General features: G+C 72.5%; 10 protein-coding genes. 7 read left to right on the plus strand and 3 right to left on the minus strand.

Annotated features, from left to right (window positions below; genetic code table 11):
* The first annotated feature begins 39 nt into the window (after positions 1–39).
* The 7 genes from ACYVAP_RS13240 (at position 40) to ACYVAP_RS13270 (ending at position 10736) form a co-directional block, all read left to right on the plus strand.
* Positions 40–954 carry a carbohydrate kinase family protein gene (locus ACYVAP_RS13240; RefSeq protein ID WP_498861000.1) on the plus strand — a complete coding sequence of 305 codons (915 nt, stop codon included), beginning with the start codon at positions 40–42 and terminating at the stop codon, positions 952–954.
* Positions 955–1022: 68 nt separating this feature from the next.
* On the plus strand, positions 1023–1559 hold the full coding sequence (locus ACYVAP_RS13245; protein ID WP_137768933.1) for a glutathione peroxidase: 537 nt from the start codon (positions 1023–1025) through the stop codon (positions 1557–1559).
* A 107-nt stretch (positions 1560–1666) separates the two neighbouring features.
* The gene (locus ACYVAP_RS13250) at positions 1667–2800 is read left to right on the plus strand and encodes an SPFH domain-containing protein (RefSeq protein WP_264451073.1); all 1134 of its coding nucleotides are present in this window, start codon (positions 1667–1669) and stop codon (positions 2798–2800) included.
* Positions 2801–3049: 249 nt separating this feature from the next.
* A complete protein-coding gene (locus tag ACYVAP_RS13255) occupies positions 3050–4135 on the plus strand; it encodes a hypothetical protein (RefSeq protein ID WP_498861001.1) in 1086 nt (361 codons plus the stop codon).
* 40 nt (positions 4136–4175) lie between these two features.
* A complete protein-coding gene (locus ACYVAP_RS13260) occupies positions 4176–6860 on the plus strand; it encodes a PD-(D/E)XK nuclease family protein (RefSeq protein WP_498861002.1) in 2685 nt (894 codons plus the stop codon).
* A complete protein-coding gene (locus ACYVAP_RS13265; RefSeq protein ID WP_498861003.1) occupies positions 6857–10087 on the plus strand; it encodes a UvrD-helicase domain-containing protein in 3231 nt (1076 codons plus the stop codon). The genes ACYVAP_RS13260 and ACYVAP_RS13265 overlap by 4 nt, the downstream gene beginning before the upstream one ends.
* Positions 10080–10736, plus strand: a complete 657-nt coding sequence (locus tag ACYVAP_RS13270) for a nucleoside/nucleotide kinase family protein (protein WP_498861004.1) — start codon at positions 10080–10082, stop codon at positions 10734–10736. Before ACYVAP_RS13265 ends, ACYVAP_RS13270 begins: the two co-directional genes overlap by 8 nt.
* Positions 10737–10742: 6 nt before the next feature.
* Here ACYVAP_RS13270 and ACYVAP_RS13275 read toward each other — a convergent pair whose 3' ends face one another.
* The 3 genes from ACYVAP_RS13275 to ACYVAP_RS13285 form a co-directional block, all read right to left on the minus strand.
* Positions 10743–12233: an HNH endonuclease signature motif containing protein gene (locus tag ACYVAP_RS13275; RefSeq protein ID WP_498861005.1), complete on the minus strand. Its 1491-nt coding sequence runs from the start codon at positions 12231–12233 to the stop codon at positions 10743–10745.
* Between the two features lie 719 nt (positions 12234–12952).
* Positions 12953–13450, minus strand: a complete 498-nt coding sequence (locus ACYVAP_RS13280; RefSeq protein ID WP_498861006.1) for an FBP domain-containing protein — start codon at positions 13448–13450, stop codon at positions 12953–12955.
* Positions 13451–13713: 263 nt separating this feature from the next.
* Positions 13714–14601, minus strand: a complete 888-nt coding sequence (locus tag ACYVAP_RS13285; RefSeq protein WP_343903485.1) for an aldo/keto reductase — start codon at positions 14599–14601, stop codon at positions 13714–13716.
* Positions 14602–14660 lie beyond the last annotated feature (59 nt).

Below are 14660 nucleotides of genomic sequence, written 5' to 3' on the forward strand. Positions count from 1 at the left end.
GCCTCCATCGTCCACCATCCCCGCCCCTAGACTCGCCCCATGCCCCGCGTGCTCCACACCTCCCAGGCGCTCGTCGACATGGTGGTCGAGGTGCCCTCGCTGCCCGTGCGCGGCGACAACGTCAACGCCCGCTCGGAGGAGCGCTACGCAGGAGGGGCCGCGACGATCCTCGTGGCCGCCGCGCGCACCGGGGCGGAGGCCGTGCACGGCGGCGCCCACGGCACCGGCCCCAACGGCGACCTCATCCGCGAGGTGCTCACCGAGGCGGGGGTGACGCTCGCGGACTCCCCGCGGGGGGACGACGACTCCGGCTACTGCGTGGTGCTCGTCGAGCCCACCGCGGAGCGCTCCTTCGTCACCGTCTACGGGGCGGAGCGGCAGGTCACCGCCGAGTCCTTCGCGAGGCTCGACCCGCGGCCCGGGGACCTGCTGTGCATCTCCGGCTACTCGCTGTTCGAGCCCACGCGCGATCCGCTGCTCGCGCTCCTGGAGTCCCTGCCCGAGGGGGTCGAGGTGGTGCTGGACCCGGGCGAGCCCTTCGCCTCCTTCCCCGTGGAGCTGCAGGACCGGGTGCTCGCGCGCACCACCGTGTGGACCTCGAACGCGGCGGAGGCCCGGGCGATCACGGGCCTCGACGACCTCGAGGACACCCCGGAGGCGCTGCGGCGCCGGATCGGTCCGGGCACCGTCGTCGTGGTGCGGGACGGCGACCGCGGCTGCACGGTCTTCCACCACGGCCGGGGCACGTTCATCCCCGCCTTCCCGCAGAAGGCGGTGGACACCAACGGCGCCGGGGACACGCACACCGGCACGATGCTCGCCGAGCGCGCGCTCGGCGCGGACTGGGAGTCCGCGGCGACCCGGGCGAACGCCGCGGCGGCCATCGCGGTGACCCGCTGGGGGCCGCAGTCCGCCCCCACCCGGGCCGAGGTCGACGCCTTCCTGGACGACTGACCACCCCGCCGGGCGTCCCGCGCCCCTAGGATGGGTGGTCGCGACCACAGCAGGCAGGAGGCCCGTCGATGACGAAGCTCGACGCATCGGACGCTTCCGCACCCCTCCCCGGCGGGGACCGCACCCTCCACGACTTCTCCGCCCGAACGATCCGCGGGGACGTGCAGGACCTCTCCGACTACGAGGGCCAGGTGCTGCTCGTCGTCAACACCGCGACCCAGTGCACCTTCACGCCCCAGCTCGAGGGCCTGCAGTCCCTCCAGCGCCAGTTCGGCGACCGCGGCTTCACGGTGCTCGGCTTCCCGTCGGACCAGTTCCACCAGGACCCGGGGACCGACGAGGACACCGAGCAGGTGTGCACCTCGAGCTACGAGACGACCTTCCCGCTGTTCGCGAAGACCGACGTCAACGGGCCGGGCGCCCCGGAGATGTGGGCCTGGCTGCGCGCTCAGAAGGCCGGCGTGCTGGGCGGCCGCATCGCCTGGAACTTCACCAAGTTCCTCGTGGGCGCCGACGGTCACGTGCTGCGCCGCTACGCCCCGCCGGTGCCGCCGGCGCGGATCGCGCGCCGCATCGAGGTGGAGCTGCAGCGGCTCGGCCGCTGACGCGGACTCTCACCGTTCCCCGGATCCCCTCCCTTCGTCGGCCCCCTGGAACAGGGACCATTCGGTAGCGTGGCTCACATCGACCACCTCCTGGAAAGGGGAACCACATGGAAGGCGTCGTCGCCGTCCTCATCGTCCTCGTCGTCGTCGTCGTGGTGCTCGCGATCCTCGGAGCGCTGCTCTTCGGCGGGTTGCGCACCTCGATCATGTTCACCGTGCACACGCAGGAGAACGTCATCGTCGAGCGCTTCGGCAAGTTCCGTCGTGTCGCGCGACCGGGCCTGAACTTCAAGGCCCCGTTCGTGGACAGCACCACCCGGCCGATCTCCCTGCGCATCCAGCAGCTCGAGGTGAACATCGAGTCCAAGACCAAGGACAACGTGTTCGTCACCGTGCCGGTGGCCGTGCAGTACGTGATCAAGGAGGAGCAGGTCGTCGACGCGTACTACCGCCTCTCCAACCCGGAGAACCAGATCCGCTCCTACGTGTTCGACACGGTGCGCTCGGCGCTGTCCGGCCTCGAGCTCGACGAGGCCTTCGAGTCCAAGGACGACATCGCCCGCAGCGTCGAGAACACGCTCTCGGTGCGCATGCAGGAGTTCGGCTTCAACATCGTCAACACGCTCGTCCAGGACATCTCCCCGGACGCCCGCGTGCGCGACTCGATGAACTCGATCAACGCCGCCCAGCGCGACCGCGTGGCCGCGCAGTCCCTCGCGGAGGCGGACAAGATCAAGCGCGTCACCCAGGCGGAGGCCGAGGCCGAGTCCAAGCGCCTGCAGGGTGAGGGCGTCGCCGCCCAGCGCAAGGCGATCGCGCTCGGCATCGCGGAGCAGTACGAGATGCTGCGCAAGGTGGGCATCGAGTCCTCCGCGGAGCAGCTGCTGCTCATGACCCAGTACTTCGACACCATGCAGGACGTGGCCCGCAACGGCCGCTCGAACGTGCTGTACCTGCCCTCGAACCCGGGCGCCGTGGGCTCCATGGGCGACGAGATCCGCTCCGCCATGCTGCAGGCGCAGGCCGCGCACCAGGCGAACGAGGACGGCGAGCAGGCGGAGGCCCAGCAGCGCCGCACCGCGGACGCCCAGCGCGCCGAGCGCCAGCGCCGCATCAGCGCCCAGCAGGCCCGCGACGCGCAGGCCGAGGCCGAGCGCCGTGCCCAGCAGGCCGCGCAGCAGGCGGCCGACGGGCAGGTCCCGCCGTGGGCCCGCCCGGGCAGCGCGGACCCGCAGGGCTGATCCGACCGTCAGCGCCCCGCCCCGCCCCGCCCCCACATCGTCCTGGTCTGCGTGGGCCAGATGCGCGGTGATGCCTGGGGCGGGGCGGGTGCGGACTGGGCGGGCACGACCTCGCCGCCCGGCCCGAGCACGCGGAGGAGCACGCTCGACTCATAGCGGATCCGGGGGCCCGTCGGCCCCGACGGAGGTCGGGTCCCCTCCCGCCCCCGGACGGACGCCTGGCGCGGCCCGCCGATGTGGAATGGGTCCATGACCTCCACCGACGCAGACACCTCCTCCTCCCCCGCGCCCGAGGACGGCTACGCCGTCGAGAAGCGGGTCGCCCGCACCGTCGCCGTGACCCTGGGCTGGTGGGCCCACGGCGGGGTGCGGCTGCTGCTCGCGCTCGTGCTGCTCTACTACGGCGGCACGAAGCTGGTGCTGGGCCAGTTCGGGCTCTCCGACCCGGGGGACGCGCTCATCAGCCAGGGCGAGATGAGCCCCATGGGCCTGCTGTGGCGGATGGTCGCCTTCTCCCCGCTGTTCCAGCTCCTCGCGGGGGTCGCGGAGTGCGGGGCGGGGCTCGCGCTGCTGTGGCGCCGCTCGGTGCCCTTCGGCGCGGTGGTCGGGGCGGGGTCGATGGCGCTCGTGCTCGTGCTGAACCTGGGCTACGACGTCATGGTGAAGACGCCCTCGCTGATCTACCTGGTGATGTCGCTCGTGGTGCTCATCCCGTGGATGCCGCGCCTGTTCAGCGCGTTCTTCCGGCGCGGGGAGATCCCGCGGGGCCCGCTGCCCACGCTCATCCCGTGGCGGCCGGTCGCCCGGGTCACGGACGTGCTCGGTCCGATCGCCGCCGTGGCGATCGCGGCGCTCGTGATCTGGGGGTCGACCCAGCTGTACCCGCCGCGCAGCAGCGATGACTCCGTGCCCGCGGGCGTGTGGGCCGTCCAGGAGGACACCGCGCAGCCCGCCGCGCAGCTCGGTGAGGACCGTCGCTGGGCGCGCATCGCCTTCGGCGACACGGCCTACGGCGAGGACTCCCCCGTGCAGCTGCGCCTCGCGGACGGCACGCTCCTCACCGGCACCTACCGGCGCGGCGGTGAGGGCACGGTCGAGCTCGCGCTCCAGGACCTGCGGGAGGAGGGGCAGCCGGTGCGGGAGTACCTCGACGCGACGCCGCAGGAGCTGACGCTCACGATCGAGGAGCAGCCCGGCGGCACCCTGCACGTCACGGGTGACGGGGTGGACGGCGAGGACGTGGACCTCGTGCTCGCCCCGGATCCCTCGGGATCCACGCTGTACGAGCGCGGCTTCAGCTGGTCGATCCGGCCCGACGACCCGTTCAACCGCTGACCTGCGTCGGGACGTCGGCCCCCTCCTCTAGGGTGAGGTCATGCAGATCGAGTTCGGCTGGTCCCTGGACGGTGCTGCCTGGGCCGACGCCTCCTCCGCGGCCGCGACCGGCACCGTGCGCCTGGGCCCGCAGGGGCTCGTGACGCTGCTCCAGACCCGGCTCGCACTGACCCGGCCCGCGGTCGACCCGGCGGTCCGCATCGCCCAGTACGCGCGCGCCATCGCCGCGGTGGACCATCCGTGGCCGCGGGAGTCGTTCGCGGTGGACCCGTGGTCCACGGCCTCCACTCTGCTCGCCTGGCGTGACGCGGCCGTCGCCGCCGGCGCACGGCTCGAGGCGTCCGACGGCCTTCCCGAACGCATCGCGGCGCTCCGTGCGGTCGAATCCGCGGCATCGCATCTCGCCCCTGGGTCGGCCGACGACATGCGCGAGCTGGTGGATGTCCTCGCCGAGGAGGTCACGTGGTCGCTCGGCATCGAGACCCTGCGCTGCCACGAGGCCCCGACCTCGCTGCCTGGGCTGTGGCCCCAGCTGCTCCAGCTCCTCGAGGCGCGCGGGGTCGTGCTCGAGCAGGCGCGGCCCGCACAGCCGGAACGCCCCGAGCTGGTCCTCGTCGAGGCGGAGGACGAGTGGACCGCGGCGGAGGCGGCGGCCCGGCTGCTCGCCGGCCGTGACAGCGCGCCGTTGCAGCTCCTCGCCGGAGCGGACACCGTGCTCCTCGACCAAGAGCTGCACCGCAGGGGCCTGCCCGCCGTCGGCGTGGCGGAGTCCGCCGCGCACCGCACCGCCCTGCAGATCCTGCCGCTCTACCTCTCCGTCGCCGTCGCCCCCGTCGACGTGCAGCAGCTCGCCGCCCTCCTCGACCTGCGCGTACTGGACGTGCCCGAGGGCGGACGTGAGCACGTGGGTCTGGTCCCCGCCCAGGCGCGCGCCCTTCTGCTGGACGCGCTCGCGCACGAGCCGGGCACGGGCGGGACCGCCTGGCAGCAGGCGATGGCGGGCCTCGAGGCGGATGAGGAGCTCTCCGCGAGCGGGCTCGAGATGCTCCGCGCACTGTCCGCGCTGGTCACGAGTCCGCTCACGCCCGAAGACCTCACCCCGGAGCGCGTGAGAAACGTGACGGCACCGCTCGGGAAGCGCCTACGGGCGCTGGGTCAGGGAGATCCCGCCCTGGTCCGGGCCTCAACGCATCTGCAGGTGGTGCTCGACGTCCTCGACGAGCTCGAGCCGGGACGCGTGCTCCGCCAGCGGGAGCTCGCCCAGATCGTCGCCACCGCCGGAGGGCGCGCCGGCTCCCCCTTCGCCCGGCCCGGGGCGACCTCCCGCTGGCGCACCTGCTCCCGGCCGTCCCAGCTGCTGCCCATCGGCGGGGACGTGTTGTGGTGGGGCGCGGACCGGGACGACGCCGCGGCTGGCGTGACGTGGGATGCAGCGGAGGCCGAGGCGCTGACCGGGCTCGGCGCTCGGATCCTCGCACCCGCTCAGGCCACCGCCCTCGGCACGGATGCCGGTCTGCGCGGACTCCACGGCGCCGAACGCATCGTCGTCGTGCGCACCCGGCGCCGCGCCGAGAAGCCGACCGCCCAGCACGCTCTCCTCGCGCACCTCGCCGCGAGGCGTGCCGCCCCCGGGCAGGACGTCGAGAAGGTGCTGGAGGGCCTCACGCTCTCCCCGGCGGAGACCCTCGGTGCGGACGGGTTCGCCCTGGCAGGGTCCCGTCGGCCGCTCAAGGTCCCGGCTCCGTCGCGGATCGCTCCCCTGCCGTCGGACCTCACCAAGCATGCAGCGCCGGCGCCGCACCTCCTGCCCTCGAGACTCTCCTATTCCCAGGCCGAGGACCTGCTGGGTTGCCGGCAGAAGTGGACCTTCAAGAACGGCCTGCAGATCCGCGCCGCCTCGGTCGCCACCGTCCCGACCGGCAACCGGATGATCGGCACGCTCGTGCACGCCGTCGTCGAGCAGCTGGCCGGCGACGGCGAGCGGACGCCGTCGGCCCAGAGGATCGGCCGGGAGATCGACACCCAGGTGCCGCGCCTGGCCTCGGAGCTGCTGCTGCCGGGCCGCGAGGTCGAGCTCGTCGGACTGCGGGAACGGGCGGTGCGCTCGCTGGTCGAGTTCTTCGACCGGCTCGGCGCCGCGGGCATGGTGATCACCTCGGTTGAGTCGCGATTCGAGGAGCCGCTCCTGCTGCACCTGCGCCGCGGCGACGTGACGGTGCCCTTCGTCGGCTACCGGGACGTGGACGCCGAGGATGCGCGGGGTCGCCCCACGGTGATCGATCTGAAGTGGACCTATGCCGCTCGCAAGTACCCTGAGCTCTTCGAGGCCGGCGAGGCCCTCCAGCTCGCCTCCTACGCGCACTCTCTGCACGAGGAGGGGACCGACGTGGGGTATTTCCTGCTCTCGCAGGGCGAGTTCGTCTCGGCGAACCCCGCCCTGGACCCCCACGGCCGCCCCACGCTGGATGTCGAGGACCTCTGGTCCCGAGGCACCGCCGGGATGACCAGGGCACTGGACGAGATCGGCGCAGGGCGCGTCGATGCCCACAGCGGGCAGATCCTGCTCGATGCGGGTCAGGACCTGGCCACCCCGCGGAAAGATGCCGAGAAGACCTACACGAGAGCACGCGAGGCGGCCCGCGCCCAGGGCTCCCTCGTCGTCGACGCCCGCTGTGATCACTGCGAGTTCTCGCTGCTGTGCGGGATGAGAGGCGATGTCTCATGACCTTCACTCTGATCAACGCCTCGGCAGGGTCCGGCAAGACTTATGCGCTCACACAGCGCCTGGCCGACCTGATCGCCGACGGACTGGACCCGTCGGAAGTCATCGCGACCACCTTCACCGTCAAGGCCGCCGACGAGCTCACCTCCCGGGTCCGCTCGACGCTTCTGGACCGGGCGCTGGTCGAGGAAGCCCGCGGGATCGATTCCGCCGTGATCGGCACCGTGAACTCCGTAGCCGGGCGGCTCGTGAAGGACTACGCGATGGACGCCGGGATCTCCCCCGACGTCGACGTGCTCGACGACATGTCGCAGAAGACCGCGTTCTCCGCCGCGATCGCCCGCACCGCCGCCGCCCGCGGCGAGGAGCACAGCGATCTGCTGGCCAGGACCGAGCACGACGGCGACGAGGACGACACGGGTTACCGCGCCCGCCCCTCCTGGCGCAAGCAGGTGCGGATCCTCGCGAACGCGGCCCGCACCAACCTCCTCGGCGCAGTGGCGTTGCGCGAGTCGATCAAGGCGTCCTGGCAGGAGTACCGCGACAGCGCCGGACTTCCCTCGCCGGGCCCGGACGAGCGGCCCCGCTGGCTGCACTTGCTGGACGCCCGGATCCAGGAGCTCACTGCCGACCTCGATGCCTCCAGCACTCCCGACGGGGAGCCGATCGCCGGCGGCCCGATCGCCAGGGGGAGTCTGAACAAGACGAGGAACGACCTCGAGTCCCTGCGAGGCCTGCGCCGCCACCTGGCCGACCATGACCGTGCACCGTGGTCCGCGTGGATGAAGATCGCCGCAGGTCCGTTCGGTGCCGTCACGAGACGCACCCTCGCCCCGCTCAGCGAGGAGATCGCCCAGTCCTTCACGAGCTGCGGCGCATGGCAGCAGGACGTGCACGACCTCATCGCCCTGGTCCTCGACACCGCCGCGGAGTCCCTGGACGCCTACGAGCAGCACAAACGGGACCTGGGCCTGATCGACTTCATCGACCAGGAGGTGCGCGCGCTCCGACTCCTGCAGGAGTCCCCGCGCGTCCGAGAGTCCGTCGCCTCCCGCTTTCGCCTGCTCGCCGTCGACGAGTTCCAGGACACCTCCCCCGTGCAGCTCGCCCTCTTCCTCGAACTGTCCCAGCTGGTCGAGGACAAGATCTGGGTGGGTGACCCGAAACAGGCGATCTACGGCTTCCGCGATGCCGACCCCCGGCTGATGCAGAAGATCATCGCGGCCCTCGGCCGTGGGGACACGGTGTTCGGCACCGGGGAGATCCGGGACCTCGTCAACTCCTGGCGCTCGAAGGAACGTCTGGTGGAGTTCACCAATGCCGTGTTCACGAGGGTGTTCGACCCGGAAGGGACCGGAGTGGAGCACATCACCCTCGCGATCCCCGAGCAGCGGCGGGTGAAGGCGGCCGGCGGCGTGCTCGAGGTATGGCAGGCGACGAAGAACGACAACCGGGTGGTCTCCGCCGAGAAGCATGCCGCAATGATCGGTGAACAGATCCGGCAGCGGATCGACGAGGGCTCCTTCACCCCCGGCACCACAGCCGTTCTGGTGCGGACCAACACGCAGAAGAACGCCGTGGTCGCGGCGCTGCAGGCCCGTGGCGTGCCGACCGCCGGCGCGGCCCATTCCCTGCTCTCCACCCGGGAGGCGCAGCTGGTCCGCGCCGCCCTCGCGGTGACCCTCGACGCCTCCGACACCCTCGCGCTCACCGAGCTCGTCGCGCTGCTCGAGGACCACCAGGCACACAGTTCCTGGTTCGAGGAGCTCATGGCCGCCCCGGACAGGGACGCCCGACGCGGGGTGTACGCACGCTGGTGGGAGGACCGGACCCTCTCCGGACTCCACGCAGTGCGCAAGGCCTGCATCGCCTACACCCCGGAAGAGATGATCAGCGCACTGATCGACGCGCTCGACCTGCCGCAGCGGATCAAGCGCTGGAGCGGACAGGCCTCGCGACGCCGTTCCCTCGACGCGCTGCGAGCGCTTGCCAGGACGTCGACAGAGCGACGCAGCACCGAGGGCTCCCCCATCACCCTCACCGGTCTGCGGGCCGAGCTCGATGCATGGGAGGACGGACCCGACCTGTCCGGACTTCCCGACTCGGTGTGGGTGGGCACCATCCATTCCGCCAAGGGCCTCGAATGGGAGCATGTGGTCACCCACCTGATCCGGGACGCCAAGGAGCGGGACCACACCTCGGGTGTGCTCGTGCGCTCCCCCGACGAGGTCGATGTGACGCAGCCCCTCTCCGGTCGCGAGCTTCTGTTCTGGCCGAAGCTGACGGTCCCCGGCGAGGTGGCCGAGCAGCTCGCCGAGTCCGACTTCGCCCGTCGGAGAGCGACCTCGGAGGCCGAGGAGGCAGGACGACTGCAGTACGTGGCCCTCACACGCGCGGCGAGCACCTCTGTGCTCGCGATCGGCGGCGACCGGAGCGAGCTGGACTCCCTGATCGTCGGGGACTCGCCGCTGGTGCGCTGGAACGACGAGGCGGTCCTCGTCGACCGGGCGGAATCTCCCCTTCCCGCCCGGGTCACCCGCGTGAACGTCGACGAGCTGATGGAGCAGGACGTGACGACGCTGCCATCCGTCGCGGACCCGCTTTCGGTGACCGACATCCCTCTCCGGCCGGACCAGGAGAGCGCCGGACAGCTCTCCGCTCGCTTCCAGGCCTCCGGGGTCGGCTCCAGCGAGGCGCTCGGCACCGTGGGCGCGCCGCGGCGCATCGGCCCCTCGCTCGTCACGGGCGGTGGGCCGCGGTGGGAGCGGGTGGGCGAGGCGGTCCACGCCTATCTCGCGCTGCCGCTCGCCGAGCTCGATCCGGCGCAGCGGGAGACGGCCGCGGCGCGGCTCATTGAGCGCTGGCAGGTGGCGCGCACGGTGGACGAGGCAGTGCTCCACCGCGCCGGCGAGGCGTGGGCGGCCTTCCTCGCGGCGGAGTTCCCGGGCGCACGGGAGCTGACGGAGCAGCCGATCTCGTGGTGGAACGAGGACTCGCAGGTCATGGAGGGGTGGATCGACACCCTGCTCGAGCTGCCGGGCGGCGGCATCGTGCTCGTGGACCACAAGTCCTATCCGGGCGACGACCCGGTGGGGCATGTGGAGCGGCACTACCTGGGGCAGTTGGCGACGTACTCGCGGGCGCTCGCGGCGGCCGGGGCGGAGCCCTCGCGGATCCTCCTCCATCTGCCGCTGCGTGGTGAGGTGCTCGAGGTGGACGTCGATGCCTGAGCCGGTCGTGCTGGAGGGGCAGGAGGCCGTGCTCCGCGCCGCGCTGACGCTGCTCGACGAGGCGCGCCGCGCCGGGGGCCGGCGGCTGCTCGGGGTCGCCGGGGCGCCCGGGGCGGGGAAGTCGACGCTCACGGAGCTGCTCGCGCGGGAACTGCCGGAGGGCTCGTGCACCGTGGTCCCGATGGACGGCTTCCATCTCGCGGACGTCGCCCTCGACGCGCTGGGCCGGCGTGACCGCAAGGGCGCGCCGGACACCTTCGACGCGGGCGGCTATGCGGCGCTGCTGCAGCGGATCCGGGCCCAGATGCCCGGGGACGACGTGGTGTGGGCGCCCATGTTCGAGCGGGATCTCGAGCAGCCGCTCGCCGGTGCGATCGCGGTGGAGGCCGAGGTGCCGCTCGTCATCACGGAGGGCAACTACCTGCTCCTCGACGAGGGGCCGTTCGCCGGGGTGCGGGCGCTGCTGGATGCGTGCTGGTTCGTGGAGACCCCGGAGGACCTCCGCCATGAGCGGCTGATCGCCCGCCATGAGCGCTTCGGGAAGCCGCCGGCCGCGGCGCGGGACTGGGCGCTCGGGCCGGACGAGGCGAACGCCCGCCTCGTCACCGCGACCGGGCACCGTGCGGACGCGCGGGTGCGGCTGGGCTGAACAGGTTCAGAAGGGCGGGGCGTGGTCCGGGTCCCCGTCGCCCGGTGGCGCGTCGGCTCCCGGGTCGGCTCCCGTTCCTGCTGCCGCCGCTGCGGCCTCCGCCTCCGCCCGGGCACGGGCTCGCTCCTCCGCGGCCCGACGGCGCTGGACGTAGTCGTCCCAGTAGCGGGAGTAGCTCTCCGCGAGGGATTGCGTGACGAGGTCCCGGTTGGTCGTGACCTCGGTGGCGGTGAGGCCACCGATATTCCATCGTGTACGTTTGCCGTCCCCCGATCTCTCGGGGTCGATATACCTCTCGGTTTTCGCGTCATGATGAGACCAGCACAATCCGTGGAGATTGTGCGGCATCGTGGGCCCGCCATTCTCGGGGCGAAGGTGATCGAATTCCTCGACATGGTCGACCTCGCCGCTCTCCGCGATGTGCCGCTCACAGCCGGGCACGGCGCAGACGGGGTCGATGAGCAGCACGTGCTCGCGCATCGCGGCGGTGGGGCGGTAGGTGGTCGACGCGACGGGGAGGAACTCGCCGGTGATCGGATCGGTGAGTACCCGCTGGAACGAGGGTGCCTGTGCCGCGAGCTCGCGGGCCATGCCGGCGGGAATCGGGATGGTGCCTTCGAGCGTCGCAGGTGCGTCGCTCCGGCCCAACAGGGACAGCACGGGGACGACGAGGTTCAGCCGCACCCCCGCCGCAGGGACCGGCACACCCTGGGTGTCGATCTCGCCTCGCGTGAGCAGCAGATAGCGGATCGCTCCGAGCGGGAGCCGCTTCCCGGTGCGGGCGGCCTGGCCGTGGAGGTCCCAGGGGATCTCCACGCCGGTCTCGCCGGCGGCGATGCGGGCGAGCGCGTGGCGCTGCTGGTCCTGGATCGCGTGAGCGGCGGCGTCGAGGCGCTTGGCGAGGTCGAGGATCTCCGGGGCGGGCCCGGTCACGGTGAGCGTGGCGGTGCCGTCGTCGATGTGGGAGTGGTCAAGGCTGACGTCGCGCGTCTCCTCCGCGGTGGGGCCGAGGGCGGCGACCTCGTCCACCCAGGTCACGAGGAGGCGCACGAGCGTGCGGAAGCGGTCCGGGGACAGCGTCGCGAGCTCCCAGCCGGCGACCTCGGCGTCCACCCGGTGGCGCTGAGCAGAGGAGAGACGCTCGACCGCGCGGAGCAGATCGTCGAACCACCTCGTGGGGAGGTCCCCGGTGGCGACCTTCTCGAGCGAGAGCGGCAGGTCGGGGACGCCCATGTGGGCGCGGCGGAGCTGGTAGGTCGCCTGGCCGAGCCGGGCGCGCAGCGCGACCCCGGCGGCAAGGGCGAGATAGTCGCCCTCGTCACCCGCCTTCTCGTCCCACAGCAGGGCGACGTCCTTCATCTCCTCGACGTAGAGCATGGCGGCGGCGCCGCGGCGCCGGCGATGGATGCGTCGCAGCGCCTCCGCGCGGACGGCATCCTCCGAGAGGTCGGCGCGGATGGCGACGTTCTCCTCGGTCACCTCGCTGCGGCCGCGCACGGCGCGGCAGAGGGCGCGCGGCTTCGGTGGGAGGACGGGAGTCGAGGCGCCCGCCGCGACCGAGGCAGTGACTGAGGCAGAGGCAGAGGCGTCCGCATCGGCGGGGATGTCGACAGCGTGAGGATCGAGAGCCGCGGCAGGGTCTGCGACGCTCTCCAGGCCGGGCAGGGGAAGGGGCGCGGGCACCCCGCCATCGATCACCGACATCGCTCACCTCCCCTCGTCATCACTGCACCGGAATGACTGATCGGCGGCGGATCGGCGAGCAGATAAATCCCCGCCACCATCCACCAGCGACACCCCGACGCCACTCCTTCATTCTACGCCCTCCCTCCCCCAAAACCAGCACCTACCGCCGATCCGTGGAAATTGTGGATAACTCGGCGTGGGGAGGGACGATCAATTCTGGGCGGAGGGGCGGCGGGGGCGGCGACAAGCGACGGGGGGCGGCAGCGGGTCGCGCGCGAACAGCAGGCGACGGGAGGCCGGTGGCGGGTGGCAGGAGGCGAGCGGCGGGAGGCGGCGGGCGGCGCCGCTGCCCGCGGCTCGACCACGACGCACGAGCGCCCGGCGCGGAACCCGTGGCGGGTCCCGGCCGGGCGCTCGAGGCCGGCGATGTCAGCGGTGCCGGGGGTCAGGCGACGCCGGCTGTCAGGGCAGTGCCGGACGGCACGCTCGGGAGCCTGCCCACCGGCCCCACCCGTCGGCCGATCGGCCGATCAGCCGTTCGCGACGGCCCGCACGAAGGCGGCGGACCGCTCGCGCAGGCCGGCGATCTTCTGCTCCTGGTGGTAGGCGAGCAGCGCCGGGTCCTCCGTGCGCAGCTCGAAGGAGCTCGGCGCGCGGCGGACGTTGCGGGAGCAGCGGAAGTCCGCGCAGACCGACGTGCCGACGCTGTTGCCGCGCCGGCCGGAGGCGCCGCCGAGCGGGGCGACGAAGCTCGCGGCATGCACGCCGTCGACGATGTCCTCGCACCAGGCGCAGAGCATCTTCTTCGTGGGGGCGTTCTCGGTGCCGCGCAGCATCAGGGTCGCGACCTCGCCGTCCAGCTCGAGGGACACGTAGTGGAGGCGGGGGCGCTTGGCGTCCTGCCAGCCCAGGTAGTCGAGGCGCTCGAAGTCGAGGGCGTCGAGGTCGGGCAGGGTGGCGCGCTTCGCGTCACCCTTCGAGGCGTTCACGAAGGAGTCGCGGATCAGGGCATCGGTGAGGGTCAGCATGAGGGGTCCTCTCGGAGGGCATGCCTCGCAGGCCGCTTCCGGGCGGCCGGGAATTGGGCATGCAGGAGCATCAGGGTGGGGTCGACGGCGGCGCGCTCGGGGCGCGCCACGCTACGACGAGCAGGCCCGCTGGGCCGCCTCGCTCCCTGCTGGCACGGAATGCATGCCGACTCCTCTCCGGTCACGGACGCCCGCCAGGGTACGCCCGCACCCGGGGACCGGCAACGGAAATGCCCTGCCGGTCACGTCGCCCGCGCGGCCCCTCAGCCGAGGATCGTCCCGAGGTCCTCCCGCTCGGCCTCGGTGAGCTCGAGCGTCATCGCGGCGGCGGAGTCGACGATCGACTCGGGCCGGCCGGCGCCGGGGATCGGGATCACGTGGTCGCCGAGCGAGAGCTCCCAGGCGATGACGACCTGCTGCGGGCTCACGCCGTGCGCCTCGGCGACCCGCGCGACCTGCGGGAACCGCTCCCCCACGCCGCTCGCGCCGCCGCCGATCCCGCCGAGCGGGGACCACGGCACGAAGGCCGCGCCGTGCTGGCCGCAGTGGCGCAGCTCCTCGATGCTCGTGTGGAAGTAGGAGGGCGAGAACTGGTTCTGGACCGCGGCGAGACCGCCCTCGCCGAGCACCTCGAGCGCCACGTCGATCTCCTCGACGTTCGCGTTGGACACGCCGATCTCGCGGATCAGCCCCTCCTGCTGGAGCGTCGCGAGGGCCTCGACGCCCTCGGCGTAGCGGATCGAGCGGTCCGGGCGGTGCCAGTAGTAGAGGTCGATCGCGTCGACCCGGAGGTTCGTCAGCGAGGTCTCCACGGCCCGGCGGAGGTAGTCGAGGGAGCCGTCGCGGCCCCAGGACTCGCCCTCGGAGCGGGTGATGCCGCCCTTCGTCGCGACGGTGAGGGCGGAGCGGTCGCCGTCCCAGGCCGCGAGGGCCTCGGCGACGAGCTGCTCGTTGTGGCCCATCGTGTCCCAGCTGGGGGCGTAGATGTCCGCCGTGTCGATGAGGGTCACGCCGGCCTCGAGGGCCGCGTGGACCGTGCGGATCGCCTGGTCGCGGGGCACCGCGGGGGTGCGGGCGAAGGACAGCGGCATGGCGCCGAGGCCGATCGCGGAGACGGTGAGGGAGCCGATGCGGCGGGTGGGGGCAGTCATGCGGGAAAGCCTATGCCGGAGGGCCGACGGGCGTCAGCCCTTCGCTGCTCCGCTCTTCA

The organism is Brachybacterium horti (genome assembly GCF_054777615.1).

Bases quoted from the DNA above. Each gene is read 5' to 3' on its own strand.
- ACYVAP_RS13240 (WP_498861000.1), top strand. From the start codon at position 40: ATGCCCCGCGTGCTCCACACCTCCCAGGCGCTCGTCGACATGGTGGTC.
- ACYVAP_RS13245 (WP_137768933.1), top strand. From the start codon at position 1,023: ATGACGAAGCTCGACGCATCGGACGCTTCCGCACCCCTCCCCGGCGGG.
- ACYVAP_RS13250 (WP_264451073.1), top strand. From the start codon at position 1,667: ATGGAAGGCGTCGTCGCCGTCCTCATCGTCCTCGTCGTCGTCGTCGTG.
- ACYVAP_RS13255 (WP_498861001.1), top strand. From the start codon at position 3,050: ATGACCTCCACCGACGCAGACACCTCCTCCTCCCCCGCGCCCGAGGAC.
- ACYVAP_RS13260 (WP_498861002.1), top strand. From the start codon at position 4,176: ATGCAGATCGAGTTCGGCTGGTCCCTGGACGGTGCTGCCTGGGCCGAC.
- ACYVAP_RS13265 (WP_498861003.1), top strand. From the start codon at position 6,857: ATGACCTTCACTCTGATCAACGCCTCGGCAGGGTCCGGCAAGACTTAT.
- ACYVAP_RS13270 (WP_498861004.1), top strand. From the start codon at position 10,080: ATGCCTGAGCCGGTCGTGCTGGAGGGGCAGGAGGCCGTGCTCCGCGCC.
- ACYVAP_RS13280 (WP_498861006.1), bottom strand. From the start codon at position 13,450: ATGCTGACCCTCACCGATGCCCTGATCCGCGACTCCTTCGTGAACGCC.
- ACYVAP_RS13285 (WP_343903485.1), bottom strand. From the start codon at position 14,601: ATGACTGCCCCCACCCGCCGCATCGGCTCCCTCACCGTCTCCGCGATC.